The following is a 25,249-nucleotide window of genomic DNA, read 5'->3' on the forward strand; positions in this document are numbered from 1 at the left end:
GGCTTCTAGCGTTGGTTCTGCAATAGTCGAGCGGCTTCCAGGGCAAAATACGTCAAGATGCCGTCGGCCCCGGCACGTTTAAAGCACATCAGTGATTCCAGGATCACCGGCTCGGCTTCCAGCCAGCCGTTATCGAACGCGGCGCGGTGCATGGCGTACTCACCACTTACCTGATAGGCAAAGGTGGGCACTTTAAGCTCGGTTTTAACCCGATGCACCACGTCCAGATAGGGCATGCCGGGTTTCACCATGACCATGTCAGCGCCTTCACTGATATCCATGGCCACTTCGTGCAGCGCTTCATCGCTATTGGCCGGGTCCATCTGGTAGGTACGTTTGTCGGCCTTGCCTAGATTGGCCGCAGAGCCGACCGCGTCGCGAAACGGGCCGTAGTATTTGGAAGCGTACTTGGCGCTGTAGGCCATGATCCGCACATTGTGCAGAAGTTCTTGCTCCAGTACTTGGCGGATAGCACCAATGCGACCATCCATCATGTCTGAAGGCGCGACAACATCCGCCCCGGCTTCAGCATGGGAAAGCGCCTGCTTAAGCAGTGTTTCTACTGTGCGGTCGTTCTGAACGTAGCCTTGCTCATCTAAAATACCGTCCTGGCCGTGGCTGGTGTAAGGGTCCAGGGCGACATCGGTAATAATGCCCAGCTCAGGCAACGCCTCTTTAAGCGCGCGCACGCTACGCTGAACCAATCCGTTGGCATTATAAGCCTCTTCGGCAAGCTCGCTTTTCTGCTCGGTACCTACCACTGGGAAGAGCGCCAGCGCGGGAATACCTAACGCAAACGCTTCCTTAGCTTGTTCAATCAATAAATCAATCGACAGGCGTTCAACGCCAGGCATGGAAGCAATGGCTCCACGCTGATTTTCACCCTCTAAAACAAACACCGGCAAGATTAAATCAGACGGTGTCAGGGTCACTTCCTGCATCAACCTACGGGAAAAATCATCGCGGCGCATGCGGCGCAGCCGAGTGTTGGGAAACTGGCGGGGAGTGAGTGTGCTCAAGAGATCTCTCCGTAATAAAGGGTCATAAATAAAGATGCCCATAGGCTTGGATTGAGTATATCAGGCATGTCTTACGGCGAAAGCCGTCTTGTGGCAAACCGCCACACTGACTAAAGTGAGCGATTGCTTTGCTGTATTGCATTCGGCAGACACTGCGATAAGGGAGATAGGCATGACCAAACAGGTGGCAGTGGTATTAGCGGGTTGTGGCGTTTTTGATGGTTCTGAAATTTATGAAACCACGTTAACGCTGTTGCGTTTGGACCAGTTGGGCATCGGTTATCGCTGCTTTGCGCCCGATATTGAGCAACATCATGTTGTTAACCATCTCACTCAGGAAGCTGTAGAAGGTGAGTCACGCAACGTGCTTCAGGAGTCAGCGCGCCTTGCACGTGGCGACATCCAGCCGATGACTGAGCTAAAGGCTGATGAGTTTGACGCGGTCATTGTGCCGGGTGGGTTTGGCGTGGCGAAGAATTTGTCTGACTTTGCAAGCGCAGGGGACGGCATGCAGGTGTTGGAGGCACTAAAAGACGCGCTTTCCGGCTTTCGGGAAGAGGAAAAACCGATTGGGTTAATGTGTATTGCGCCGGTATTGGTGCCACGGCTTTTGGGTGAGGGTGTTGCGGTTACCGTGGGCCATGACCCAAGTGTGTCGGGGGCTATCAGCGCCATGGGTGGCCTGCATCGCAGCTGCACAGTGGATGACATTGTGGTCGACCTGGAGCACCGAGTGGTCACCACGCCCGCCTATATGCTGGCAACGCGTATCAGTGAAGCCGCCACCGGTATTTTTAAGCTGGTAGACCGCATTGACGAAATGATGGGCTAATAAGCGGTAGACGCTGCGCTATAAAAAAGCCTCTGTCATGAATAATGACAGAGGCTTTTTAACGTGGTGATAACGTCAATAACGATGCGGGTTTCAGGTGGTAGAAGCGCCGTTTACGGCTACTGCTCCTCGGTAACTTGCTCATCACGCCGCTTGCGCACCAGGCGACCAAACAGCAGGCCTACCTCGTAAAGCAGGTACATGGGCACTGCCAACAGGCTTTGTGATACCACATCTGGCGGCGTTAGCAGCATCCCTATGACAAAGCAGCCCAGAAAAACATAGGGCCGCTTTTTGGAAAGGCTCTCTACGCTGGTGGCGCCCGACAGGATTAGCAAAAAGGTCGCAATGGGGATTTCAAACGCCACGCCAAAGGCGAAAAAGAGCTTCAGTACAAAGTTCAGGTACTGGTTAATATCGGTCATGACCGTGACGTTTTCAGGCCCAGCCTGGGTGAAAAAGGCAAACAGTAGCGGAAATACCACATAGTAGGCAAAAGCCGCACCCGCATAAAAAAGCCCAATACTTGAGACCAGAATGGGAATCGCCAAGGCTTTTTCATTATCGTATAGCCCTGGCGCGATAAACGCCCATGCCTGATGCAGTACAAAGGGTATAGCGATAAAAACGGCGACCACCAGGGTTAGCTTAAAGGGCGCTAGAAAGGGCGAGGCTACTTCGGTCGCAATCATCTGCGAACCCGGCGGTAGCAGAGCCATCAGCGGCTCGGCCACAAAGCCATAGATATCATTGGCAAAAGCATAAAGGCCCAGAAAAACCACTAAAATGACCACCACCGCACGGACAAGGCGCATGCGAAGCTCAATCAAATGCTCAATCAATGGGGCCTGCTGCTGATCGTTCTGGGGTTCCCGAGCGTCGCCAGAGGTACTCATGGGTTCTGACTATCCTTTTTAGAGGTCGCCTTTAAGGGCTCGTTGGAGGTATGGGGCGCCGCTTCGTTCACTTCCCGCTGCGCTTCATCCAACTGGGCACTTGCCTGGGCTACACGTTGCTCCGTTTCACTCTGGCTTGCCGATGAAGAAGTGCTGCGCGAGGAGGGAGTGTCGAGAATGCTCTCAACGTCTTTTTTAGCACTCTTCAGACTATCGTTAATGCTCTTTTGCTGTTCGTTCAGCGTTTGGCGCAGCTCTTCTGCTTCAAGCTGCGCGCTAATTTCTCGCTGCATGCCGGATATCGTGCGCTTGATTTTACCAACCCAAAGGCCTGCCGTACGCGCCGCCCGAGGGAGGCGCTCAGGGCCAAGTACCAGTAGTCCCACGACACCGACAAGCATCAGTTCAAGAAAGCCGATATCCAACATAAATTATTTGGGCTCTTCGTTACGGGCCTTGCGATTTTCTTCGGCCTGAGCGTCATAAGTGTTGCCAGGTTCTTCGTGGCTAACCTTGGCATGCGGAGGCTCGGCGTCTTTCTTTTCGTCGTCTTTCTCGTCTTCATGCACCGCTTTTTTAAAGCCTTTAACCGCGCCGCCCAGGTCGGTGCCCACATTGCGTAGCTTTTTGGTGCCGAAGATTAAAATAATGATGCCTAATACAATTAGCAGCTGCCAAATACTGATGCCACCTAACATATGCGTATCCTCGTTAATTCAAATGCGTGTTATTTATTATGGCGTACGTGCGGCTTTTTCGTCATGGCCGGAAATGCCAAAGCGCCGCGCCAACTCGTTTAACACATCCTGATGATCCAGCTCCAGGTGAGAGAGCATAACCAGCGTATGGAACCAAAGGTCGGCGGTTTCCGAGACCAGTGCCTGGCGCTGCTCGTGGCTGCCGTGTTCTGCATCCTTTGCGGCAAGCAGCGTCTCGGTGGCTTCTTCACCCACTTTTTCGAGTATCTTGTTCAAACCCTTATGATGCAAGGAGGCAACGTAAGAATCTTCAGAAGAGGCGCTGCGCCGCTGCTTTAGTACCTCGGCGAGGGTGTCCAGCACGGGGGCGTGATTAGACGTTAAAGGGGTATTCATGAGTCTCCTTTACAACAGTGAGCATCATCATTCGTTAGTGAAAGTCCCACCACGTGCGAACGTCCAATCACGGTTATAACAATGCTATTGCCATAACAGTAGCAGCAAGCCAATGGCGGCTGCGCCTAAAATCGGCCAATCCTGAGTAGCGGCCCAACTGGCAAGCGGCTGCCAGGCCAGTGCAATTGCTACCAAGAGCAGGCCAATTCGTAAGCGGTGATGGCGTTTTCCTTGATCCGCCATTTGGCGCTGCATGTGATGAATCGAGTCGACCTGTTGGTGACGCTGGCGATGTTCAACTTCCATCCGGGTCAGCGCCTGGTGGGCAAGAACGGGCAGTTCAGGCAACTGATGAGAAAGCTCAGGCGCTTGGCGCTTTAACGACTCCCACAGCCCGCTAATGCCCGCGCGGTCTTTCATCCACTGTTCAAGATAGGGCTTGGCAGTGCTCCATAGATCAAGTTCCGGGTAGAGCTGGCGGCCAAGGCCTTCAATATTGAGCAGGGTCTTTTGCAGCAGTACCAACTGAGGCTGGACTTCCATATTAAAGCGCCGAGCTGTTTGAAAAAGCCCTAACAGTACTTGGCCAAAGGAAATGTCTTTTAAAGGCTTTTCAAGGATCGGCTCGCAAACGGTGCGGATGGCCGCGGCAAACTCATTCGCGCGAGTATTCTCGCCCACCCAGCCAGACTCGATGTGCAGCGCGGCAACTTCATAATAGTCTTGATGGAAAAACGCCAAAAGGTTACGCGCGAGATAGTCCTGATCCTCGCGGGTCAAACTGCCCACAATCCCACAGTCGATCGCAATGTATTGAGGATCTTCGGGATTATCGCAATTAACAAAAATATTACCCGGATGCATATCCGCGTGGAAGAAGTTGTCGCGAAATACCTGGGTAAAAAAGAGTTCTACGCCGCGCTCAGCGAGTTTCTTTAAGTTGACCCCACGGGCGGTCAGCGTCTCCATATCCGCGACGGGTACACCGCGAATACGCTCCTGAACCATCACGTGTCGACGTGTGAAAGGCCAATAAATAGTCGGTACAAACAGCAGCGGTGAATCCTTGAAGTTACGCTTGAGCTGTGAGGTGTTGGCCGCTTCTTTATAAAGGTCCAGTTCGTCGAATAGCGTGGCCTCATAGTCGCGAATCACTTCGACCGGGCGCAGTCGGCGGGCTTCAGGCACCTTGGCAAACAGTTTGGCAACTTGATACATCAGTGCCATGTCCTGGCGCATGATGCGGTCGATACCGGGGCGGATAATTTTAACCACCACCTCTTCGCCGCTATGTAGCTTGGCCGCATGTACCTGGGCGATGGATGCCGAGGCAAGTGGCGCCTGCTCGAATTCAGCGAACGCTACATCAAGTGACATCTCCAGCTCTTTTTCGACCCGGGCGGCGGCAAGTTCGCCCGGAAAGGGCGGCACCTGATCCTGTAGGCGCCTAAGCTCGTTGGCGACATCATCCGGCAAGAGGTCTCGACGCGTGGAGAGCATCTGGCCAAATTTGATAAAAATAGGCCCCAGCGCTTCCAGCGCCAGGCGCAATCGCTCGCCACGACTGCGATGACCAACCGAAAAAAGTCGCAGCGGTGAAAACCATAAAAGCGCTCGCAGCCAAAACGGCAGCCGCTCCATGGGGATCAGAGTGTCTAGCCGGTGGCGCGCAATAATCCAAAGAATTTTGAACAGACGCAGGCTCATGCCGACGGCTCCTGTGAGGCAAGCGATGAGTCACGCACCAGACGGCGATGGAGTCGGTTAAAGCGGGCTTCCAAACGGTCAGTTGCCACTTCAAGTTCGGTTAAGTGGTCACGCAGCACATCACGCTGCTGGCGGCCTGGCAGTAAACGCGCTTCTTCAAATACATACTCTGAGACATCCTGAAGAAGCTCATTTTTGGTACGTAGCCCCCAGCGCGTCAGGCGGCGCACGCCTTCGGCCAACGAGTGAGCGGGGATATCGCCCAACCAGTTGGCAAGCTCGGCTTCCCAGTCGATATCCAGGTCAAACAGCAGGTCGCGGGTAGCTTCCAGCAGATGAAGGCGTCCGCGCACCGCGAGCTTGCCGTCAAACATGAGCCGCTCAATGGAGGCGCCGCTGATCCATTCAGAGAAGGTTTCAGGCGTGAGTTCTACCACTGCGTCGACATCGGCTTCGTCTACGTCATCGCCACGGAGTAGGTCAATACCCGCCAAATGGTAATGCAGTACCAGTTGCAGATGCGGCTTTTCCAAACGCACCAAAAGCCGACTGCCCGCCAGGGCCGCTAAGCGAGCCGGTGCGGCAGGGTCGCGAGCGAGCAGGGCATTAAGCGTACGTTCACAACCGGCCAACACAAGTGTCGGGGTTAACAGCATGCTGACCTCGTGATCGTTGATACCACTATCGACGATAACGTCATAACTTGATGCCACGGTGCAGGGCCACAATGCCGCCTGTCAGGTTGGTGTACTCCACCCGCTCAAGGCCTGCTGCTCCCATCATCGCTTTAAGCGTTTCCTGATTCGGGTGCATGCGAATGGACTCCGCTAAATAGCGGTAGCTTTCGCCGTCTCCAGCGACAAGCTCGCCCATTTTAGGCAGCAGGCGGAAAGAGTACTCATCGTAGGCTTTAGAAAGCAGCGGGTTATTGGGCTTGGAGAACTCCAGCACCAGCAAGCGGCCACCCGGTTTTAGCACGCGGGCCATGGAGCGTAGCGCGGCGTCTTTGTTGGTCACATTACGCAAGCCAAACGCAATCGTAATACAGTCAAAACTATTGTCAGGGAAGGGCAAGCACTCAGCGTTGGCCTGAACGTATTCAACATTGCCACCGACGCCATTATCCATCAGCTTGTCGCGGCCAACCTTCAGCATGGAGGCATTGATGTCGGCAAGCACGACTTTGCCGCGCGGGCCAACAATACGTGAGAACTTAAGGGTTAAATCTCCGGTGCCCCCCGCGATATCTAAAACGTGGTGGCCGGGGCGAACGCCCGCACGCTCAATGGTAAAGCGTTTCCATACACGGTGGATGCCCATCGACATTAAGTCGTTCATAACGTCGTAACGGGCGGCGACAGAGTGGAAGACATCCGCTACACGTGATGCTTTCTCGTCGACCGGGACTTCTTGATAACCAAAATCGGTGGTGCGCTTTTCCGTGGGGCTCATGGGGCTTTAGCTCCCGAGTTCGAGGCGGTAACAATCGACCAGATGGTCGTCGTATAAAAAGTTTGGCGATATTGTAGCCTTGTCTGCCCCAATTTGTCTGCGCCTGGTCGGATGCGCTGGGTCATGGTTTTTGAGTTTGGTTCTTGGCTTATGGTTCTTGAAGCATGCTTCAAGAATCACAGCTGCTTGAATTGGATACCTGCCGGCTCGCGCGATGCACCGGCTTCTTTTAGCCGCTGCAGGTAGTTCTCCCAATAGGCTTTTTGATGCGTGGCGAGTTCAAACAGGTATTCCCAGCTATAAATGCCGCTGTTATGCCCGTCATCAAAGTAAAGCTGTAGCGCATAGTTGCCTGTCTGGACGATGTTTTGTAGCCCAACATCCTTTTTACCGACTTGAAGCACAGCGGTATCACCGCCATGGCCACGTACCTCTGCAGAGGGCGAGTAAACTCGCAAAAACTCTATCGGCAGCCGGAAGCTCTCACCGCTGGCATAGCCAAGCTCAAGTTCGCGGGCCTTTTTATGATAGTGAACCCGGTTGGGGGCGGGAGCGTTCATGCACAAACCTCTTGGCTCATTGCCGAGATAGCTTGCCCACCTTCTGCGCCCCATTGAAACAGGCATCAGTGGGCAAGCGATTTAAGCGATCATTACAGGATATAGCGCGACAGGTCTTCGTCGACAGCCAGTTCACCTAGTTGGGCATTCACATAATTGGCATCAATGACCAGCGGGCTGTCCATATCGCCGCCCTTGAACGAGGCTTCTTCCAGCAAGCGCTCCATCACGGTGTGCAAGCGGCGAGCGCCGATATTCTCGGTGCCTTCGTTAACCTGCCAGGAGATCTCGGCGATACGCTCAATCCCGTCAGAGGTGAACTCAATACCCAGCCCTTCGGTTGCCAGCAGCGCCTGGTACTGTTTGGTCAATGATGCGGATGGCTCGGTCAGAATGCGCTTGAAGTCGCCCGGCGTTAGCGCATCAAGCTCCACGCGGATAGGCAGACGGCCCTGTAACTCGGGGATCAAGTCAGACGGACGCGCCAAGTGGAAAGCGCCGGATGCGATGAACAGGATATGGTCAGTTTTCACCATGCCGTACTTGGTGGAAACCGTAGAACCTTCGATCAACGGCAGCAGGTCACGCTGAACGCCTTCACGAGACACTTCACCACCGCTGGACTGTCCACTGCCCTTGGCGACTTTGTCGATCTCATCCAGGAATACGATGCCGTGCTGCTCTACGGCCTCAACGGCACGCGCTTTGATTTCATCTTCATTCACCAGCTTGCCGGCTTCTTCATCGCGCAGCAGTACCAGCGCTTCTTTGACCGTTACGCGGCGCTGCTCGCGTTTCTGCTGGCCCATGTTGGAAAACAGGCTCTGCAGTTGGTTGGTCATCTCTTCCATCCCGGGTGGCGTCATGATGTCGACACCCGCGCTCTGGGAAGATACCTCTATATCGATCTCTTTATCATCCAACTGGCCTTCGCGCAGTTTTTTGCGAAAGCTTTGACGCGTGCTGGAGTCTTCACGAGGCTTGTCTTCCTGGCCGCGGGGCGGTGGTAGAAGCGCATCAAGCACGCGATCTTCAGCGGCATCGTCGGCACGATGGCCAACTTCCTCTTTGGCATGCTCGCGCACCATTTTCATGGCCGACTCCATCAAATCACGAATGATGGATTCCACATCGCGGCCAACGTAGCCTACCTCGGTAAATTTAGTGGCTTCTACTTTGATAAACGGCGCACGGGCGAGTTTTGCTAAACGGCGCGCAATCTCGGTTTTACCCACACCGGTTGGCCCGATCATCAAAATATTTTTCGGGGTTACTTCAGGACGCAGGTCGTCGTCAAGCTGCATGCGGCGCCAGCGATTGCGCAGCGCAATGGCAACGGCGCGCTTGGCGTCTTGCTGGCCGATGATGTATTGATCAAGCGCGTGGACGATTTCGCGGGGTGTCATCTGAGTCATTAAGTCAGCCTCAACGTTCGTTGGTATTCAGCTCTTCGAGCGTCACGTGATGGTTGGTGAATACACAGATGTCACCGGCAATTTGGAGCGATTTCTCGGTGATTTCACGCGCGGAAAGCTCGGTATTCTCAAGTAGCGCTCGGGCACTTGCCTGGGCAAAGTTGCCGCCTGAGCCAATCGCGATAATGCCGCGTTCAGGCTCAACGACATCGCCGTTGCCGGTAATGATCAGCGAGGCGCTGTGGTCAGCGACGGCAAGCAGCGCTTCCAACCGGCGCAGGGCGCGGTCGGTGCGCCAGTCTTTGGCTAGCTCAACGGCCGCCTTGGTCAAGTGGCCCTGGTACTTTTCAAGTTGGGCTTCAAAGCGCTCAAACAGCGTAAATGCGTCAGCGGTGCCGCCTGCAAAACCGGCGAGCACCTTGCCACGGTAAAGGCGACGCACCTTGCTGGCGTTGCCTTTCATCACGGTGTTGCCAAGTGATACCTGGCCGTCGCCTGCCAGGGCAACCTGATTACCGCGACGTACGGATACGATAGTGGTCATGGAGATAACTCCTTGGGGGAGGCGTGCTCCCGATAACTGAACGGCCGCTTAAACGGTGATAGAGCGACCGCCTATAAAAGACGATGAACAATAAAATGCGGGCGGCTGATAAAAAATCAACCGCCCGCTGGGTAACGCCTACCGCTTTATTCGTTGGAGGCCCGGTTCTTAAAATCAGTTTTGCAGCTGTATCAACAAGGGTTCAATGCCTTGCGTGGTCATTAAATCCTGGGCGCGGTTCAACTCGCGAGTGTCTTCGTAAGGGCCTACCTGGACACGGTGCCACGTATCGCCGCCCGCTTGCACTTCGCTGATTTGCGCCAGTAGGCTCAAATTACGTAACCGGCTGCGTAGTTGCTCGGCATCGCTTAGCTCACGAAACGAAGCGGCCTGCAATACGTAGCGATTAGGCGCGCTGGTGCTGGCGGGGGCTGTCGGCTGCGCGGTACTTGCCTGCTCTTCCGGCCGCGTGTTGGCCGCAATCACCTGAGCGATAGGGTCGTCAGTTGATGACGTTTGGGGTGAGGCGCTCTCGGCGGCTTGCACATCAACTTGCTCGGCAACTTCTGGGCGGGTAACGCTTGAAGGAAGCGTGACACCCGGGGCAATGACCTCGGTTTCAGGCAGCAAGGTATAGAACTCGAACGTGGGCATCGAGGGTTCGCTTGCGGTTTCGTTTTCCCTGGCGGCGGCACGCTCGGCACTTTCGGGTTTGGAGAGTACCGTTGCCTGCGGCTGATCACTTGGCGTGTCCTGCCAGGGCGCCGTGCCGTGCTGGTGCTGAGCAAGGAAAAAACCTGCGGCCATACCGGCAAGACCCCATACCCACCCCGGCAGGCGAAATCCTCTGCCTTTGGAGGAGCGAGGGGCTTTACGCTGCGAGGTAGCGCCCTGGCGAGGGCGAGCAGGCTTTTTGCGCGGGCTGGCCATGGCTTACATCTCCTCGGGGGCGCTAACGCCCATCAAGTCCAGGCCATTACGCAGTACCTGACGGGTTGCCAGACCCAGCGAGAGACGCACGTTACGAAGCGTATCGTCTTCGACCATGACTTTGACCGCGTTGTAGCAGGTATGGAAATCCCCCGCCAGGTCCAGTAGATACTGCGCCACTTGCTGCGGTTCGCGGTTTTTCGCCGCGTTTTGAACCACTTCTGGATAGCGCGCCAGGCGGTTAAGCACGGCTTTTTCTTGGTCGCTTCCCAGCAGCGCGAGGTTGGCAAGCGCCAGGGCGTGATCAAAAGGCTGGCCCGCTGCCTCTGTTTTACGCAGCATGCTGCTTACGCGCGCGTGGGCGTACTGAATGTAGTACACCGGGTTGTCGTTGGACTGCGAACGCGCCAGGTCAATATCGAAAGTTAGCTGGGAGTCGGCACGGCGTGCAGCGAGGAAGAAGCGCGTGGCATCACGGCCCACTTCATCAATCAGGTCGCGCACCGTAACGTAGCTGCCTGCCCGCTTGGAGAGCTTTACTTCAACGCCAGAGCGCGTGACCATCACCATCTGGTGCAGTACGTAGTCGGGCCAGCCTTTGGGAATGCCCACTTCCAGCGCTTGAAGGCCCGCACGCACACGGGTAACGGTCGAGTGGTGGTCGGCCCCCTGCTCGTTAATCACGGTGGTAAAGCCGCGCTGCCATTTATCCAGGTGGTAAGCAACGTCGGGCAGGAAGTAGGTATAGCCGCCTTCACGCTTGCGCATGACGCGGTCTTTGTCATCGCCAAAGTCAGTGGTACGCAGCCACATGGCGCCATCTTCTTCATAGGTGTGGCCGTTGGCGACGAGTTTTTCAACCGCTTCGTTGACCTTGCCGTCCTGATAAAGCGATGACTCCAGGAAGTACACGTCAAATTCAACGCCGAAAGCCTTTAGGTCCAGATCCTGTTCGCGACGCAGCCAGGCAACGGCAAACTCTTGAATGGCCTCCAGGTCATCAGCGTCTGCCTTGGCGGTTACTTCACGGTCATCGGCAGTGACCGTTTTGCCCGCCAGGTAGTCGTTAGCGACATCGGTAATGTATTCGCCGCGATAGCCGTCTTCCGGCCAGCTTTCATCATCAGGGCCCAGATTTTTGGCGCGCGCCTGTACCGAACGGGCCAGGTTGGCAATTTGCGCGCCGGCATCGTTGTAGTAAAACTCACGCGTGACATCGTAACCGGTTGCTTCCAGCAGGCGGCACAGGCAGTCGCCAATCGCGGCACCGCGGCCGTGGCCTACGTGTAACGGGCCTGTTGGGTTGGCCGATACAAATTCGACCTGCACTTTTTCAGCCTTGCCCATCATGCTGCGGCCAAAGGCGTCGCCGCTATCCAGCACTTGCGCCACAATTTGGGCGGCGGCATCTGCGGCGGCAAAAAAGTTGATGAACCCGGGTCCAGCAATTTCGGTTTTTTGAAGTGCATCGCTTTCTGGCAGCGCGGCAATCAGCGCCTCGGCCAGCTCACGAGGGTTTTTACCAGCAGGCTTGGCCAGCATGAGTGCCAGGTTCGTGGCGTAATCGCCGTGCGCTTTGTCTTTGGTGGGGTCAACTTTGATGTTGGGCTGAAGGTCATCAGGCAGCACGCCTTGGTGCTTAAGCGCATCAATGGCGCCGTTGAGCAGGGAAACAATCGTGTCTTTCATTTAGGTATCCGGGTAACGTCGGTGGCGGCGTGTGCAAGTGCGCACTTACGAAGTGCATCAGCAAAGCGGCCATTATCAGCATTTGGCGCGCAGTTTCAAAGGTGTTGATGCGATCCTTGCATAAGTGTCCTTGGTAATCCTGGCTATTTTCAACGGCGGCGCCGCAGGCTAGGCAAGCGTTTGAGGGTCGATATCAATCGACCAGCGCACCTTACGCGCCTCGCGGTTGGCCTCAAGCCATTGCACCAGCCAACTGGCCGCCACGTGCAATTGACTGCGCTTATTGGCGGTCAGCATCAAGTGCATGTGGTAGCGATTTTGGCGTCGCTCCATGGGCGCAGGCACGGGGCCCAGGCAGTAAGTGGTAAGGCCTGAGGTTTTCAGCCACTCGCGCAGCGCTTGGCCCGCCTGTTGCGCTAAGGCAAGGGCCGCCGGTTCCTGGGGGCTTTCGATCCGTAGTAGCGCCATAAACGTGAACGGCGGCAGGTGTGCCTGGCGGCGCTCTTCCAGTAAGTTTCTCGCCAATGCTCCATAGCCCTGTTCGGCCAGCAGCCCTAAGTGAGGGTCATCCGGATGCAGTGTTTGCACCAGTACCCGCCCTTGGTCGGCTGCACGTCCTGCGCGCCCGGCCACCTGTTCCAGCAGCTGCGCGCTATGCTCCAGGGCACGGAAGTCGGCGGCGTAAAGACCGCCGTCAGCATTCACCACAACCACCAGTGTGACGTGAGGCAGATGATGCCCTTTGGCAAGCATCTGCGTCCCCACCAGCAGGCAAGGCTCACCCCGCTGAATCTCCTTTAGGATCTGCTCAAAGCTGTCTTTCTTGCGGGTGCTGTCGCGATCAATACGGTGCACGGTGACCTTGGGGAAAAGGCCTTGGAGCGTCTCTTCGGTACGCTCGGTGCCGCTTCCCAGCGCACGTAAGTCGCCGCTGCCGCACTCGGGGCAGGCATCCGGCAGGGCACGACGGCTATCGCAGTGGTGGCAGGCAAGTAGCGGCGGCTGGCGGTGCAGCGTCATGCGTGAATCGCACTGGCCGCATTCCGCCATCCAGCCGCAGGCGTGGCAGGCAAGCGACGGCGCAAAGCCGCGCCGGTTGATGAAAATCAGCACCTGCTTGCCCGCACTCAAGGTGCTTTTGATCGCTTTGATAGCACCCGGTAGCAGGCCCCCCTGGCGGCGCTGGTGGCGTAAATCAAGAAGCTCCAGCTTGGCGGGCTGATGGCGGCTGGGCCGCTGAGTAAGGCGCAGGTGGCGATAACTACCGGAAAGCGCCTGCTGTAGGCTCTCAAGCGAAGGCGTGGCGCTGCCCAGCAGTAGTGGAATGCCGTGGTAATGAGCGCGTGCAACGGCCAGGTCGCGGGCGTGGTAACGCAGCCCGTCGTGCTGCTTGTAAGAGCCGTCGTGCTCTTCATCGACAATGATCGCGCCTGGGTTGGCAAGCGGGGTAAAGATCGCCGAGCGTGTCCCGATGATAATCAGCGCCCGCCCGTTTGCAGCGGCTTCCCAAACGTCCAGCCGTTCGGGGTCGGTTAAGCCGGAGTGGAGTGCCACCACGGGCACCCGAAAGCGGCTTCTAAAGCGCGCCAGGGTTTGCGGCGTCAGGCCGATTTCCGGCACTAGTACCAGCGACTGCTTGCCTTTGGCGGCAATCGCTTCAATAAGCTGAAGATACACTTCTGTCTTGCCGCTGCCGGTAACGCCTTCCAGCAGACAAGGGTGGTAGCTTTCAAGCTTTTCGTGTAGCACCGCAAGGGCGGTGGCCTGCTCACGATTGAGCGGCAGTGCCGGTGTGGCAAGCAAACTGCCACTCGGCGTCTCGGGGGCGGTCAGGGTGATTTCCTGGTGGGTGACCAGCCCCTTCTTGCCCAGTGCTAGCAGCTGGTCGCGGCTAAAGCCGTGGGCGCTGATAGCCCGCGAAGGCAGGCCGTGCGGATGCTGACATAAAAGCGCATACAGCTCGGCTTGTTTGGGCGCTCGGCTTAAATCCGGCTGGGTATGCGTTACGGCAAACCACAGCGTTTGCGTGCGCCCAGCCATTGGGTGGCCCTGGCGCAGCCGTGCAGGCAGCGCATGATGGAGCGTATCGCCCAAGCTGTGTTGGTAGTAGCGTGCGGCAAACCGGCATAGCCACAGCCAGTCATTGGGAAGTGGTGCATCATCCAGCGCTTCGCTGACAGCACGTAACTGGCTGCGTGGTAGTTCACTGGTGGCAGCCAGTTCAACTACCACGCCCACCACTTCGCGCCGCCCAAAGGGTACGCGTACACGAAGCCCAGGCTGCCAGCCGCAAGGGGGAGTGCGGCTGGCGGGCAGGTAATCAAACAGGCGTCGGAGTGGGGACGGCAAGGCGACTTTTAGCACCTGCAAAGAAACAGTGTCAGGCAATTGGCCTCCGGCGATAAGTTTTGCTAAAATATGCGGCCGCTCTGAATCTAAACGATCAGACGGTTAACCGGTTAGTAGTTTTTCCAAACCCGTATGCGGTGCCTGGCAACGGATCAGGTGGCGGCATACCGCTTGAGAGATCATCACGATGAGACAAGGTATTCACCCGAATTACAATACGGTCACCGCTAACTGCTCTTGCGGTGCTAGCTTCCAGGTAGGCTCTACTTCTGGCCAGGATTTCTCGCTAGACGTATGCTCCAACTGCCACCCGTTCTACACAGGTAAGCAGAAGCAAGCGACCACCGGTGGCCGTGTAGAGCGCTTCAACAAGCGTTTCGGCGCTGCTGTTAAGCGCGGCTAATCCTGACGGATCAGCCACACTGCAAGTGCGGGTAAAATACCAGGTACTTGTAAGAAAAAACCCACGCTACGGCGTGGGTTTTTTTATGGGCGAATTTCTATAAATGCCTATTTGGATGAACAAATGGCGAGATGGAAGGGTTTTTCATAAATGCTGCGATACAGCAATAAGCAATGCGTTATAGCTAAAATGCTTCTGCATAAGATTCAGCAAATGGTTGGGAAAAGTAATTAACGTGAAGGAAAAATCGCTAAAAAAAGCGTTTTCTTTTTGAGTTGACGGCGCGCTTGAGGCGCCTTGGGTTTTTCTATATTCTGGAAGCACTTATATCTATTTTAGGCTAATTGGACCCTCATTATGACGGATGCAAATAAGCAGGCAGCGCTGGACTATCATGCGAAACCGATTCCTGGCAAGCTATCGGTGGAGTTAACCAAGCCCACCGCAACAGCCCGGGACTTGGCACTGGCATATAGCCCAGGCGTTGCTGAGCCGGTTCGCGAAATTGCCCGTGATCCTGAAAATGCTTACCGTTATACGGGCAAGGGAAATTTGGTCGCCGTTATTACCGATGGCAGCGCCATTTTAGGCTTGGGGAACCTTGGCCCGCTGGCCAGCAAGCCGGTGATGGAAGGCAAGGGCGTATTGTTCAAGTGCTTTGCCGGGATCAACTCGGTAGATGTTGAAGTAGACGCCGAAAGCCCGCAGGCGTTTATCGACACCGTTGCCCGCATTGCCGATACCTGGGGCGGCATTAATCTTGAAGATATCAAAGCGCCCGAGTGCTTTGAGATTGAAAAAGCGCTGGTTGAGCGCTGCAATATCCCCGTCTTCCACGATGACCAGCACGGCACGGCTATTGTAACGGCTGCGGGTATGCTGAACGCGTTGGAAATTGCTGGTAAAACGATAGATAGCGTGAAGATCGTTTGCATGGGGGCCGGTGCGGCAGCTATTGCCTGCATGCGCCTGCTGGTTTCGTGTGGCGCCAAAAAAGAGAATCTGGTGATGCTGGATCGCCGTGGCGTTATCCATACCGGCCGTGAGGGTATCAATGAGTACAAGGCAGAGTTTGCGCTGGATACTGACATGCGCACGCTGGATGATGCTATCGACGGCGCCGATGTGTTTATTGGACTTTCTGGCCCAGGCTTGCTGTCGGCTGGGCAGGTTAAAAAGATGGCCGCTGACCCGGTGATTTTCGCCTGCACCAACCCGGACCCGGAAATTCATCCTGACGTTGCCCGTGAAGCGCGCCCGGATGTGATTATGGCGACCGGCCGTTCAGACTTCCCAAACCAGGTAAACAACGTGTTGGGCTTCCCGTTTATTTTCCGTGGGGCGTTGGATGTGCGCGCTACACGGATTAACGAAGCCATGAAGCTTGCCGCTGTGCATGCGCTTAAGGATCTGGCCCGCGAGCCGGTTCCCGAGGAAGTGTTGAATGCCTATGAGCGTACGGAAATGAGCTTTGGTCGTGAGTACATTATCCCCACGCCGGTCGATATTCGCTTGCTGGAGCGCGTTTCTTCCGCGGTGGCTCAGGCGGCAGTAGATTCAGGCGTAGCGCGCAAACCGTACCCGGCTCACTACCCGCTCAAAACGATCGATGAGGCTTATGGCCAGTGATGTTTCGGGTGTTTAATACGCCGGTTTAATCGCTTCTTTCAACGCCCGCACTTGCTGCGGGCGTTGTGCTTTTGAGGAGCGACGTCTAAAGGCTTTTGTACGAAGCTTAGCGAATCGGCGCGTCATGCATGCGTGTCAGCCCTTCCTGTGCGGTAGAGGCAATCAAGCGGCCATCACGGCGATAGATATGACCGCGTGCCAAGCCTCGCGAGTTGCCTGCCCAGGGGGAATCTATGACGTATAAAAGCCACTCATCCAGCCGTGCATCCTCATGAAGCCATAGCGCGTGGTCAAGGCTTGCGATACGCAGCTTCGGGTCAGTGAACTGAATGCCATGGGGCAGTAAGCTGGTGGTCAGCAGATTGAAATCAGAGGCGTAGGAGAGCAAGTGCCGGTGCAGGGCGGGGGCATCGGGTAGCGTGCCTGCAAAGCGGAACCATAAACACTGCCCGGCCGGGTCGCCGCCATCCGGATTGCCTTTAATATGCAAAAACTCGATAGGGTGGCCCGGAAAGCGTGAGTGCTTGGCGGCGCCGCTCTCAATCAAGGCTTCCGGCGACTCGACATAGGGCATGGCGCGCTGGTGACGAAAACCTTCTTCAGGGCTGTGAAACGAGGCGCTACAAAAGAAGATCGGTCGGCCTTTTTGAATCGCCGTAACGCGGCGCGTGGTAAAGCTCCCGCCATCGCGTACGTTATCCACCTGATAGACCACTGGACGGTGCGGGTCGCCAGGGCGAAGAAAGTAACCGTGTTGAGAGTGTGGGTGACGCTCAGCGGGTACTGTACGTGAGGCCGCCGCGAGCGCTTGACCAAGCACCTGTCCACCATAAAGCTGAGGAAAGCCCAGGTCCTGGCTTTGCCCTCGAAAGAGCGTCTCTTCGAGGACTTCAAGCTCAAGCAGGTTTACTAACGTATTCAGCGCGTCGGTCATTCCAGGTATCCTTGGTGCTATCTATTGTTGCCCATCGTGGCGAACATCACATACGGCGAGGCCGCCGTTGCTACCATCATTTTGCTACCTTAGCGGAGTTTGCCTTGATACGCAGCGATGAATTTTACATGCACCGTGCCCTTGAACAGGCACATTTGGCGGCTGAGGCGGGTGAAGTGCCGGTAGGGGCTGTGGTGGTGAATAGCGAAGGAGAGATTCTTGCTGCTGCCCACAATGCGCCGGTGCTGAGCTGTGACCCTAGCGGCCATGCGGAAATTCGTGCCCTGCGTGAAGCCGGGCAGCAGAGTGCCAATTACCGGCTGGAAGGGTGTACGCTGTATGTCACGCTGGAGCCGTGCATGATGTGCGCGGGCGCCATTGTGCATGCACGCCTAAAGCGTTTGGTTTATGGCGCTGCTGAGCCTCGTACCGGTATGGTGGAATCCAAGGCTAACCTGCTGGCCCAGCCGTGGTTTAATCACCATGTGGAGGTGACGGCGGGCGTGCTGGCGCCATCGGCCAGCAAGTTGTTAAAAGCGTTTTTTGCGGCAAGGCGCTAGCGTGTTTTATAGCTCTCTGGCGTGTCAAGAAACCGCGGGATAAACGTCACCTGGTGGCCACGCACAATGACTTGCAGAGCAAAGGCTTGGAGTGCGTTAACGTGGCTATATAACGGTGGTGATATGACCGCGTAGTGGCTCATGCCCCCGCCTCAACCTGCGTAAGCGTCGCGTGCTTTAACGCCACCAGGTCCGCGCTGCCGGTACAAAAACAGGCAACGCGCAGCTGCTCAATGAGCGTTTGAAAGTGCTCGATAACGGCATCGCTTGAGGTGGTGGCACTGCCCAGCACCGCCGCTGCCTGACCTACCAGATGAGCGCCTAAACAGAGTGCTTTAGCCGCATCAATACCGCTGGCCACCCCGCCTGAAGCGATCAGCGGCATACCGGGCAGTGCCTGGCGCAAATCGTGCAGTGCTTGTGAGGTGGGGATTCCCCAGTCGGCGAAGGCCATGGCGATGGCACGCGCTTGTGGCGTGCTGGCGCGCTCACCCTCAACGGCCGCCCAACTGGTGCCACCCGCGCCCGCAACGTCCAGCATCGCCACGCCCGCTTCGGCAAGTTGACGACCCACAGAAACAGACAGCCCAGCCCCCACTTCCTTGACCACCACCGGCACGTCCAGTGCGGCAACGGTGCGCTCAATGGCGGTGAGTATGCCACGCCAGTCGCGATCTCCACCGGTTTGCAGCGCTTCCTGTAGCGGGTTGATATGAATAATTAGTGCGTTAGCTTCGATCATATCGACCGCGCGGCGGGCATAATCAAGCCCGCGTTCGCCTTTAATTTGGGCGGCTCCCAGGTTGGCCAGCAGTGGGATGTCCGGGGCAATTTGGCGCAGTTCGCTCGTGAGGCCCCAGTTGGCTTCGCCTTCAATGGCTACGCGTTGTGAACCCACGCCCATGGCAAGGCCCAGCGTTTGAGCGGCCTCTGCCAAGTGCCGGTTGATATCCTTGGCCCGACTCGCCCCGCCGGTCATCGAGCTGATGAGGATGGGCGCTTTTAGAGGTTGTCCGAATAGGTAGGTCCCCAGATCAATATCATCCAGGTTTAATTCCGGCAGCGCACAATGCTCAAAGCGCCAGTGTTCAAAGCCTGGACGAAGGGTACTAGCGGCCTGGCTTGGGTGTAGCACGATATCCAGATGGTCGTTCTTACGCTGCGTCAGTTCGGTGTCTTTCATCGTCACTCCCTTCAACCTGAACCTGGCGGAAGCCGCCTGCCAAGTAGGAAACAGTACGTGGTCGGTTAGCTGATGGCTGTGCATGCCTTCCGGCGAAGTCATTAATGGTTTTCGATGTAACCAACTCTTATCTATCTAACCCGTTTCTATTGGTCTAAGGTCTAACCAAACATGGCCAACTGCTTATCCAACCAGGTTGGCATAAAGTGCTGAGGTGCAATGCCCTGGTCGCAGACGCAGGATAAACGCTTGTAATCGCCAGTACGTTTTTACCTGCTATTTGAAAAGCGTAATCCAAACGCCAGAAATTTTCTTTAACCACGAAGGGCAACGTGGAATCGAGCGGGAGGGCTCTGTAGTGAGGCTATTGATTCAACGGCGGAATTAACTCAAATGGCAGTAGGAGAGAATCGCTGGTTGCGGTTTGACCTAACTGGAAAAATTGCTGACGGCTGTGCTCAACGTACTCCAGCATCTCGTAGTAGCGCCGGATATTGCGCACATAAATGACCGGCTCACCGCCACGCGCATAGCCGTGGCGCGTTTGGCTATGCCACTCCTGTTGCTGTAACAGGGGAAGCGCCTCGCGAACATCTTGCCAGCGGTTGGGGTCCCCACCGAGCTCTTGGGTAATTTTACGTGCATCGTAAAGGTGGCCAAGGCCAACATTGTAGGCCGCCATGGCCATATAAAGACGATCATCTCCGGTAATGCTTTCAGGCAGGCGGTCTTTCAGGCTGCGCAGGTAGCGGGCGCCCCCATCAATGCTTTGCGCCGCGTCTCGGCGGTTATCCACACCCATTTCGCTGGCGGTAGGGTGGGTGAGCATCATAACGCCTCGCACGCCGGTGGGGGACACCGCTTCCGCGTCCCAGTGGGATTCCTGATAACCCACTGCCGCCAGCAGTTTCCAGTCAAATCCTGTGTCACGTGCTGCCTGCTTAAACAGGTCGGTAAACTGGGGTAGGCGCGCATCCAGATGCGTCAAAAAGGTGCGCGTACCCACGTACTCCAAATAGTCGTCATGGCCAAAGTAGCGGTTAACCAGGTGGTCGAGCGTGCCATTTTCTTGAAGGGTTTGCAGGAAGTCATTGGCGGCTTCAAGCAGCCCTAAACCGCGGCCGCGAGGAAGCGCCCATACCATGGAAAGCGGGTCGCCCATTAAAAAGCCGCGCTCTACATTGGGGAAAAAGAGTCGGTTAAGCCGGAACTGATGATCAAAAATAACCGCTGCGTCGAGTACGCCGCTCTCGACCTGGACAAGCAGTTCATCGACATCCAATGCGTGAGACTCTTTCCAGCTTAAGTCAGCGTAGTCGCGCTGCAACTCGCGCAGCGCTTCGCTGGTACCTGCCTGGCTTAGCGTGCCAATCTCAAGGCCTACCAGGTCGCTGGGTGCCTTTATGCCGTGTAAACCGCGCCGGTACACCAGCAGTGGTTGCATTTGAATGATGGGGCGGGTGTAGTGCACATCGGATGCGTCAGGGAGTAGCGGCAGGGCGGCAGCGCCAAAATCGCCTTGTTCACGCACGGCCGACAATACGCTTTCAGGGTGATGTTTGGCGTTGAGGTTGAGGCTTACTCCCAAATACTCGGCAAACTGATGCATCAGCTCGTACTCAAACCCAGTGGGTCCCTGGCGGCCCTCGTAGTAAGTCGTGGGCGTGTTGCGCGTCTGAGCCGTGATAAAATCTTTTGCCTGGATATGCGTTAAATGCTCGCCAGGTGGTACCTTGGGCAAGGTGGGCGCAAGTATCAATAAGATAATGATAATAAAGGTTAAATAGAGGCGAATGTGCGCTAAAAAATGGGCATGGATCAATGTCGGCATAAGGTCTTGTCGGGATGAAACAAGCAGCCACAATACCCAGCCATCGTCATGCTGTCACCTTGTTGATTTCGTGTGGCCGCCGCTTTCCAGTATCATAGGGCCCAATGAGTGTCATTTAAGGGGCCGCTTGGCGGCCTGCTATTTCCCTGCACGAATTCTCCCTGCTCTAGAGGCTTCAGGATATGCTCGAATTGCGAGGCGCGCCCGCCCTTTCTACCTTCCGTCATACACGGTTGCTAACGGTGCTGCGTGAACGTGTTCCCGAGGTGGAGGCGCTGTCTGCCCACTATGTTCATTTGATTGACCACCGTGAAGAACTCAGTGATGCCTCTCACGAGCGTTTGGCGCAACTGTTGGATTACGGCACCCCCACCCATGCCGAGATACCTGCCGACGCTCAACGTTTTCTGGTCGTACCGCGGTTAGGCACCCAGTCGCCCTGGTCATCCAAAGCGACGGATATTGCACATAACTGTGGGCTGTCGGGCATTCGCCGGATAGAGCGTGGTGTTGATTATCGGGTAGGGTTTAGCCGTGCGCCCAGCGAAGAGAGCCTGGCTGCGCTGATGGCGCTGTTGCACGACCGAATGACCGAAACCGTGCTTAATGATGCGGCTGAAGCGGCGGCGCTATTTGCTCACCACGACCCGGCACCGCTGGGTAGCGTGGATATTTTAAACAGCGGGCGCGAGGCGCTGGTAACCGCTAACCGTGAATTGGGCCTGGCGCTTGCCGATGACGAAGTCGACTATCTGGTCGATGCCTTTAACGAGCTTCAGCGCAACCCCACCGACATTGAGCTGATGATGTTCGCCCAGGCGAACTCTGAGCACTGCCGGCATAAAATCTTCAACGCGGATTGGGTCATTGACGGCGAGCCGCAGACCCATTCGCTGTTCAAGATGATCAAGAACACCTTTGCAACCTCCCCTGAAAATGTCTTGTCGGCCTATAGCGATAACGCTGCGGTTATCAAAGGCAGCCAGGCGGGGCGTTTTTATCCCACGCCGCTGACCGGTGCTGAGGGAGAGCGTGCGCTGTACGGAACGCATCAGGAGCCGATTCATATTCTGATGAAGGTGGAAACCCATAACCATCCGACAGCGATTGCGCCGTTCCCTGGTGCGGCGACAGGCTCGGGTGGTGAAATTCGCGATGAAGGCGCCACCGGTATCGGCGGCAAGCCGAAAGCGGGCCTTTCCGGTTTTACCGTTTCCAACCTGCGTATCCCTGAATTCGTACAGCCATGGGAAGCGTTTGACTACGGCAAGCCCGAGCGCATGCAATCTGCCCTTGCCATCATGCTGGAAGGCCCGATTGGCGGCGCGGCGTTTAATAATGAGTTTGGCCGCCCGAATCTTACCGGTTACTTCCGGACCTACGAGCAGGACACGCTCAACGAGGGCGGCATTGAGCGTCGCGGCTTCCACAAGCCGATTATGCTGGCGGGCGGTTACGGTAATATTCGCGCCCAGCACGTTCAAAAGGGCGATATTCCTGTCGGCGGAAAGCTGATTGTGATGGGTGGCCCGGCGATGTTGATTGGCCTGGGCGGCGGCGCGGCCTCCAGCATGTCTTCCGGCACCTCAAGCGCCGACCTGGACTTTGCTTCGGTACAGCGTGAAAACCCGGAAATCGAGCGACGCGCCCAGGAAGTGATTGACCGTTGCTGGGCGATGGGGGACAAAAACCCGATCTGCTTTATCCACGATGTGGGCGCGGGTGGCCTTTCCAACGCGCTGCCGGAGCTTGTTAAAGACGGCAACCGGGGTGGGCTGTTCGATTTACGTGCGGTGCCGAATGCCGAGCCGGGTATGAGCCCGCTTGAAATCTGGTGTAACGAAGCGCAGGAGCGCTACGTGCTGGCCGTTGCGGCTGAAGACCTGGCAACGTTTGATGCGCTGTGTAAGCGCGAGCGTTGCCCCTATGCGGTGGTGGGTGAAGCGCAGGCTGACCACCACCTTGAAGTGCGCGATGGCCACTTCAACAGCAAGCCAATTGACCTGCCCATGAGCGTGCTGTTCGGTAAAGCGCCGAAAATGCAGCGCAGCTTTGAGCGCCATGCACCAGAGCTTTCCGGTGTGATGCTGGATAATCTCGACCTGCGTGAGGCGCTTGATCGCGTTCTACGCCTGCCTGCCGTGGCCTCCAAAAGCTTCTTGATTACCATTGGCGACCGCTCTATTACAGGCCAGGTGGCGCGTGACCAAATGGTCGGCCCTTGGCAGGTGCCGGTTGCGGATGTAGCGGTCACAACGGCCAGCTATGACACCCATGCCGGTGAAGCGATGGCGATGGGGGAGCGTCCGCCGGTTGCCTTGATTGACCCCGCCGCCAGCGCACGCCTGGCGGTTGCCGAGGCGATTACGAATCTCGCGGCAGCGCCCATTGCCAAGCTAAGCGATATCAAGCTTTCTGCTAACTGGATGAGCGCCGCTGATCACCCTGGCGAAAACCAGGCGCTTTATGATGCGGTTCATGCGGTGGGGATGGAGCTTTGCCCGGCGTTAGGTATTGCGGTGCCGGTCGGCAAAGACTCCATGTCGATGCGTACCTCCTGGCAGGATGTGAGTGACCAAGGGGATAGCGAAGAGAAAAGCGTTACATCACCGCTGTCGGTAGTGATTACCGGCTTCGCGCCTGTTACTGATGCGATGGCAACCCTGACGCCACAGATCAACCTGGATCAAGACGAGTCGGATCTTATTCTGATCGACCTGGGGAGCGGTCAAAATCGCTTGGGCGGCTCTGCGCTGGCGCAGGTATATGGTCAGGTAGGCGATACCTGCCCGGATGTCGACGACCCAGAAGATATCAAAGCCTTCTTTGAGGTGATTCAGGGGCTTAATCGTGACGGTAAGCTGCTGGCGTACCATGACCGTAGCGATGGCGGCTTGTTGGTCACGCTGTTGGAAATGGCCTTTGCGGCGCACACCGGCCTTGAGATCAAACTCGACTGGATGATTGACGAGCCCGTTGAAGCGCTTAATGCGCTGTTCTCGGAAGAGCTTGGCGCGGTGATTCAGGTCAACCGCGAGCACACCGAAGAGGTGTTGGCGCAGTTTGCAGTCGCGGGTATTGAAACCTGTGGCGTCATCGCCCGGCCGCGTTACGACGACCAGGTGCGCGTAACCCTGTTTGAAGAGCCGCTGCTGGAAACCACGCGCCAACTGACACAGCGTACCTGGTCTGAAACCAGCTATCGCCTGCAGGCACTGCGTGATAATCCCGAGTGCGCTAAAAACGAGTTCGACAACCTGCTCGATACGCGTGACCCTGGCCTCTCGGCGACGCCCACGTTTGATATTAATGAGGATGTCAGCGCGCCGTTTATCAATATGGCCAAGCCCGCTGTTGCGGTACTGCGTGAGCAGGGCGTTAATGGCCAGGTCGAGATGGGCTGGGCATTTGATAAAGCCGGCTTTGAAGCGATTGATGTTCACATGAGTGACATTCTGGAAGGCCGTGTTGCGCTTGATGAGTTCAAAGGGCTCGTTGCCTGTGGCGGTTTCTCTTACGGCGATGTGTTAGGCGCGGGTGGTGGCTGGGCGAAATCCGTGCTGTTTAACGAGCGCGCACGCGATCAGTTTGCCGCCTTCTTGACCCGCGAAGACAGCTTCTCGCTGGGCGTGTGTAACGGATGCCAGATGCTTTCGCAGTTGAAGTCATTGATTCCAGGGGCTGAAAACTGGCCAGGCTTTGTGCGTAACGAGTCCGAGCAGTTTGAGGCGCGGGTAGCCATGCTGCGCGTTGAAAAAACGCCCTCGGTTCTACTGGCTGGCATGGAAGGCTCCCTGCTGCCTATTGCGGTGGCCCATGGGGAAGGGCGTGCTGAGTTCCGCGATGCCGCGCACCTGCGTAGCATGCAATCCAGCAATCAGATTGCTCTTCGCTACATTGATAACTATGGGCAGGTGACCACGCGCTATCCGGCTAACCCTAACGGTTCGCCGTCAGGTATTACTGGGTTAACCACCTCTGATGGCCGCGTCACGATCATGATGCCTCATCCGGAGCGCGTTACCCGCGCGGTCACCAACTCCTGGCGTCCGGCAGAGTGGATAGAAGATGGTGCCTGGCTGCGCATGTTCCGCAACGCGCGTGTTTGGGTCGGTTAATACCGCACACCGTTAAGCCATACGTAACACATAACGGCGGCCCAAGGGCCGCCGTTATGGCTAACGCTGTTCCTGGTTTCTCTTGCCCGCTTGAGCCAGCAAAG

At 56.5% G+C, this 25,249-nt stretch carries 22 protein-coding genes; 5 read left to right on the forward strand and 17 right to left on the reverse strand.

Annotated elements, in window-relative coordinates:
* Positions 1-5: 5 nt before the first annotated feature.
* Positions 6-1,019 (reverse strand): porphobilinogen synthase, encoded by a 1,014-nt coding sequence (hemB, locus tag ACT3T7_RS12450; RefSeq protein ID WP_444631194.1) that lies wholly within the window; start codon positions 1,017-1,019, stop codon positions 6-8.
* A 172-nt stretch (positions 1,020-1,191) separates the two neighbouring features.
* On the opposite strand from hemB, the gene elbB reads away from it, so the two are divergent.
* Positions 1,192-1,851, forward strand: coding sequence for an isoprenoid biosynthesis glyoxalase ElbB (gene elbB / locus ACT3T7_RS12455; RefSeq protein ID WP_441677269.1), 660 nt, complete (start codon positions 1,192-1,194; stop codon positions 1,849-1,851).
* A gap of 119 nt (positions 1,852-1,970) precedes the next feature.
* Here elbB and tatC read toward each other — a convergent pair whose 3' ends face one another.
* From tatC to ACT3T7_RS12520, 13 genes are all read right to left on the reverse strand, one after another.
* On the reverse strand, positions 1,971-2,747 hold the full coding sequence (tatC, locus tag ACT3T7_RS12460; RefSeq protein ID WP_444631195.1) for a twin-arginine translocase subunit TatC: 777 nt from the start codon (positions 2,745-2,747) through the stop codon (positions 1,971-1,973).
* A complete protein-coding gene (gene tatB, locus ACT3T7_RS12465) occupies positions 2,744-3,175 on the reverse strand; it encodes a Sec-independent protein translocase protein TatB (protein WP_444631196.1) in 432 nt (143 codons plus the stop codon). The genes tatC and tatB overlap by 4 nt, the downstream gene beginning before the upstream one ends.
* Before the next feature lie 3 nt (positions 3,176-3,178).
* The gene (gene tatA, locus ACT3T7_RS12470; protein WP_172117383.1) at positions 3,179-3,445 is read right to left on the reverse strand and encodes a Sec-independent protein translocase subunit TatA; all 267 of its coding nucleotides are present in this window, start codon (positions 3,443-3,445) and stop codon (positions 3,179-3,181) included.
* A 36-nt stretch (positions 3,446-3,481) separates the two neighbouring features.
* Positions 3,482-3,841 carry a phosphoribosyl-ATP diphosphatase gene (locus ACT3T7_RS12475; protein ID WP_441677263.1) on the reverse strand — a complete coding sequence of 120 codons (360 nt, stop codon included), beginning with the start codon at positions 3,839-3,841 and terminating at the stop codon, positions 3,482-3,484.
* Between the two features lie 84 nt (positions 3,842-3,925).
* On the reverse strand, positions 3,926-5,548 hold the full coding sequence (ubiB, locus tag ACT3T7_RS12480; RefSeq protein ID WP_444631197.1) for a ubiquinone biosynthesis regulatory protein kinase UbiB: 1,623 nt from the start codon (positions 5,546-5,548) through the stop codon (positions 3,926-3,928).
* Positions 5,545-6,204 carry a ubiquinone biosynthesis accessory factor UbiJ gene (locus ACT3T7_RS12485; RefSeq protein WP_087105919.1) on the reverse strand — a complete coding sequence of 220 codons (660 nt, stop codon included), beginning with the start codon at positions 6,202-6,204 and terminating at the stop codon, positions 5,545-5,547. The genes ubiB and ACT3T7_RS12485 overlap by 4 nt, the downstream gene beginning before the upstream one ends.
* Before the next feature lie 40 nt (positions 6,205-6,244).
* A complete protein-coding gene (gene ubiE / locus ACT3T7_RS12490) occupies positions 6,245-7,000 on the reverse strand; it encodes a bifunctional demethylmenaquinone methyltransferase/2-methoxy-6-polyprenyl-1,4-benzoquinol methylase UbiE (RefSeq protein ID WP_444628670.1) in 756 nt (251 codons plus the stop codon).
* Between the two features lie 176 nt (positions 7,001-7,176).
* Entirely contained in the window at positions 7,177-7,560 is a 384-nt protein-coding gene (locus ACT3T7_RS12495) for a gamma-butyrobetaine hydroxylase-like domain-containing protein (RefSeq protein WP_193053294.1), read from the reverse strand.
* Positions 7,561-7,652: 92 nt separating this feature from the next.
* Positions 7,653-8,975: an ATP-dependent protease ATPase subunit HslU gene (gene hslU, locus ACT3T7_RS12500; protein ID WP_444631198.1), complete on the reverse strand. Its 1,323-nt coding sequence runs from the start codon at positions 8,973-8,975 to the stop codon at positions 7,653-7,655.
* A gap of 10 nt (positions 8,976-8,985) precedes the next feature.
* On the reverse strand, positions 8,986-9,519 hold the full coding sequence (gene hslV / locus ACT3T7_RS12505) for an ATP-dependent protease subunit HslV (RefSeq protein ID WP_172117389.1): 534 nt from the start codon (positions 9,517-9,519) through the stop codon (positions 8,986-8,988).
* A gap of 174 nt (positions 9,520-9,693) precedes the next feature.
* Positions 9,694-10,449 carry an SPOR domain-containing protein gene (locus ACT3T7_RS12510; protein WP_444631199.1) on the reverse strand — a complete coding sequence of 252 codons (756 nt, stop codon included), beginning with the start codon at positions 10,447-10,449 and terminating at the stop codon, positions 9,694-9,696.
* Positions 10,450-10,452: 3 nt separating this feature from the next.
* A complete protein-coding gene (argS, locus tag ACT3T7_RS12515) occupies positions 10,453-12,138 on the reverse strand; it encodes an arginine--tRNA ligase (protein ID WP_172117391.1) in 1,686 nt (561 codons plus the stop codon).
* 168 nt (positions 12,139-12,306) lie between these two features.
* Positions 12,307-14,526, reverse strand: coding sequence for a primosomal protein N' (locus ACT3T7_RS12520; protein WP_444631200.1), 2,220 nt, complete (start codon positions 14,524-14,526; stop codon positions 12,307-12,309).
* 148 nt (positions 14,527-14,674) lie between these two features.
* On the opposite strand from ACT3T7_RS12520, the gene rpmE reads away from it, so the two are divergent.
* On the forward strand, positions 14,675-14,890 hold the full coding sequence (gene rpmE, locus ACT3T7_RS12525; RefSeq protein ID WP_087105934.1) for a 50S ribosomal protein L31: 216 nt from the start codon (positions 14,675-14,677) through the stop codon (positions 14,888-14,890).
* A 357-nt stretch (positions 14,891-15,247) separates the two neighbouring features.
* On the forward strand, positions 15,248-16,519 hold the full coding sequence (locus ACT3T7_RS12530; RefSeq protein ID WP_444631201.1) for a malic enzyme-like NAD(P)-binding protein: 1,272 nt from the start codon (positions 15,248-15,250) through the stop codon (positions 16,517-16,519).
* Positions 16,520-16,625: 106 nt separating this feature from the next.
* On the opposite strand, the gene ACT3T7_RS12535 is transcribed toward ACT3T7_RS12530, so the two are convergent.
* A complete protein-coding gene (locus ACT3T7_RS12535) occupies positions 16,626-17,453 on the reverse strand; it encodes an acyl-CoA thioesterase (protein WP_444631202.1) in 828 nt (275 codons plus the stop codon).
* A 107-nt stretch (positions 17,454-17,560) separates the two neighbouring features.
* Here ACT3T7_RS12535 and tadA point away from each other — a divergent pair, with 107 nt between their 5' ends.
* Entirely contained in the window at positions 17,561-18,013 is a 453-nt protein-coding gene (tadA, locus tag ACT3T7_RS12540; protein WP_217883834.1) for a tRNA adenosine(34) deaminase TadA, read from the forward strand.
* Positions 18,014-18,152: 139 nt separating this feature from the next.
* Here the strand turns inward: tadA and fni are convergent, their stop codons facing one another.
* Together fni and mltF are read right to left on the reverse strand one after the other, a co-directional pair.
* A complete protein-coding gene (gene fni / locus ACT3T7_RS12545; RefSeq protein ID WP_444631203.1) occupies positions 18,153-19,298 on the reverse strand; it encodes a type 2 isopentenyl-diphosphate Delta-isomerase in 1,146 nt (381 codons plus the stop codon).
* Between the two features lie 262 nt (positions 19,299-19,560).
* Positions 19,561-21,027, reverse strand: coding sequence for a membrane-bound lytic murein transglycosylase MltF (gene mltF / locus ACT3T7_RS12550; protein WP_172117395.1), 1,467 nt, complete (start codon positions 21,025-21,027; stop codon positions 19,561-19,563).
* Positions 21,028-21,209: 182 nt separating this feature from the next.
* On the opposite strand from mltF, the gene purL reads away from it, so the two are divergent.
* Positions 21,210-25,145, forward strand: coding sequence for a phosphoribosylformylglycinamidine synthase (gene purL / locus ACT3T7_RS12555; RefSeq protein WP_444631204.1), 3,936 nt, complete (start codon positions 21,210-21,212; stop codon positions 25,143-25,145).
* Positions 25,146-25,249 lie beyond the last annotated feature (104 nt).

This window comes from Halomonas sp. 111 (genome assembly GCF_052379685.1).
GTDB lineage: Bacteria > Pseudomonadota > Gammaproteobacteria > Pseudomonadales > Halomonadaceae > Vreelandella > Vreelandella citrativorans.

Coding starts and splice junctions, on each gene's coding strand:
- ubiE (WP_444628670.1), bottom strand. CDS start 7,000: ATGAGCCCCACGGAAAAGCGCACCACCGATTTTGGTTATCAAGAAGTC.
- tatA (WP_172117383.1), bottom strand. CDS start 3,445: ATGTTAGGTGGCATCAGTATTTGGCAGCTGCTAATTGTATTAGGCATC.
- ACT3T7_RS12535 (WP_444631202.1), bottom strand. CDS start 17,453: ATGACCGACGCGCTGAATACGTTAGTAAACCTGCTTGAGCTTGAAGTC.
- ACT3T7_RS12475 (WP_441677263.1), bottom strand. CDS start 3,841: ATGAATACCCCTTTAACGTCTAATCACGCCCCCGTGCTGGACACCCTC.
- tatC (WP_444631195.1), bottom strand. CDS start 2,747: ATGAGTACCTCTGGCGACGCTCGGGAACCCCAGAACGATCAGCAGCAG.
- purL (WP_444631204.1), top strand. CDS start 21,210: ATGCTCGAATTGCGAGGCGCGCCCGCCCTTTCTACCTTCCGTCATACA.
- rpmE (WP_087105934.1), top strand. CDS start 14,675: ATGAGACAAGGTATTCACCCGAATTACAATACGGTCACCGCTAACTGC.
- hslU (WP_444631198.1), bottom strand. CDS start 8,975: ATGACTCAGATGACACCCCGCGAAATCGTCCACGCGCTTGATCAATAC.
- tatB (WP_444631196.1), bottom strand. CDS start 3,175: ATGTTGGATATCGGCTTTCTTGAACTGATGCTTGTCGGTGTCGTGGGA.
- ACT3T7_RS12485 (WP_087105919.1), bottom strand. CDS start 6,204: ATGCTGTTAACCCCGACACTTGTGTTGGCCGGTTGTGAACGTACGCTT.
- ACT3T7_RS12530 (WP_444631201.1), top strand. CDS start 15,248: ATGACGGATGCAAATAAGCAGGCAGCGCTGGACTATCATGCGAAACCG.
- argS (WP_172117391.1), bottom strand. CDS start 12,138: ATGAAAGACACGATTGTTTCCCTGCTCAACGGCGCCATTGATGCGCTT.
- fni (WP_444631203.1), bottom strand. CDS start 19,298: ATGACTTCGCCGGAAGGCATGCACAGCCATCAGCTAACCGACCACGTA.
- hslV (WP_172117389.1), bottom strand. CDS start 9,519: ATGACCACTATCGTATCCGTACGTCGCGGTAATCAGGTTGCCCTGGCA.
- ubiB (WP_444631197.1), bottom strand. CDS start 5,548: ATGAGCCTGCGTCTGTTCAAAATTCTTTGGATTATTGCGCGCCACCGG.
- ACT3T7_RS12510 (WP_444631199.1), bottom strand. CDS start 10,449: ATGGCCAGCCCGCGCAAAAAGCCTGCTCGCCCTCGCCAGGGCGCTACC.
- ACT3T7_RS12495 (WP_193053294.1), bottom strand. CDS start 7,560: ATGAACGCTCCCGCCCCCAACCGGGTTCACTATCATAAAAAGGCCCGC.
- mltF (WP_172117395.1), bottom strand. CDS start 21,027: ATGCCGACATTGATCCATGCCCATTTTTTAGCGCACATTCGCCTCTAT.
- elbB (WP_441677269.1), top strand. CDS start 1,192: ATGACCAAACAGGTGGCAGTGGTATTAGCGGGTTGTGGCGTTTTTGAT.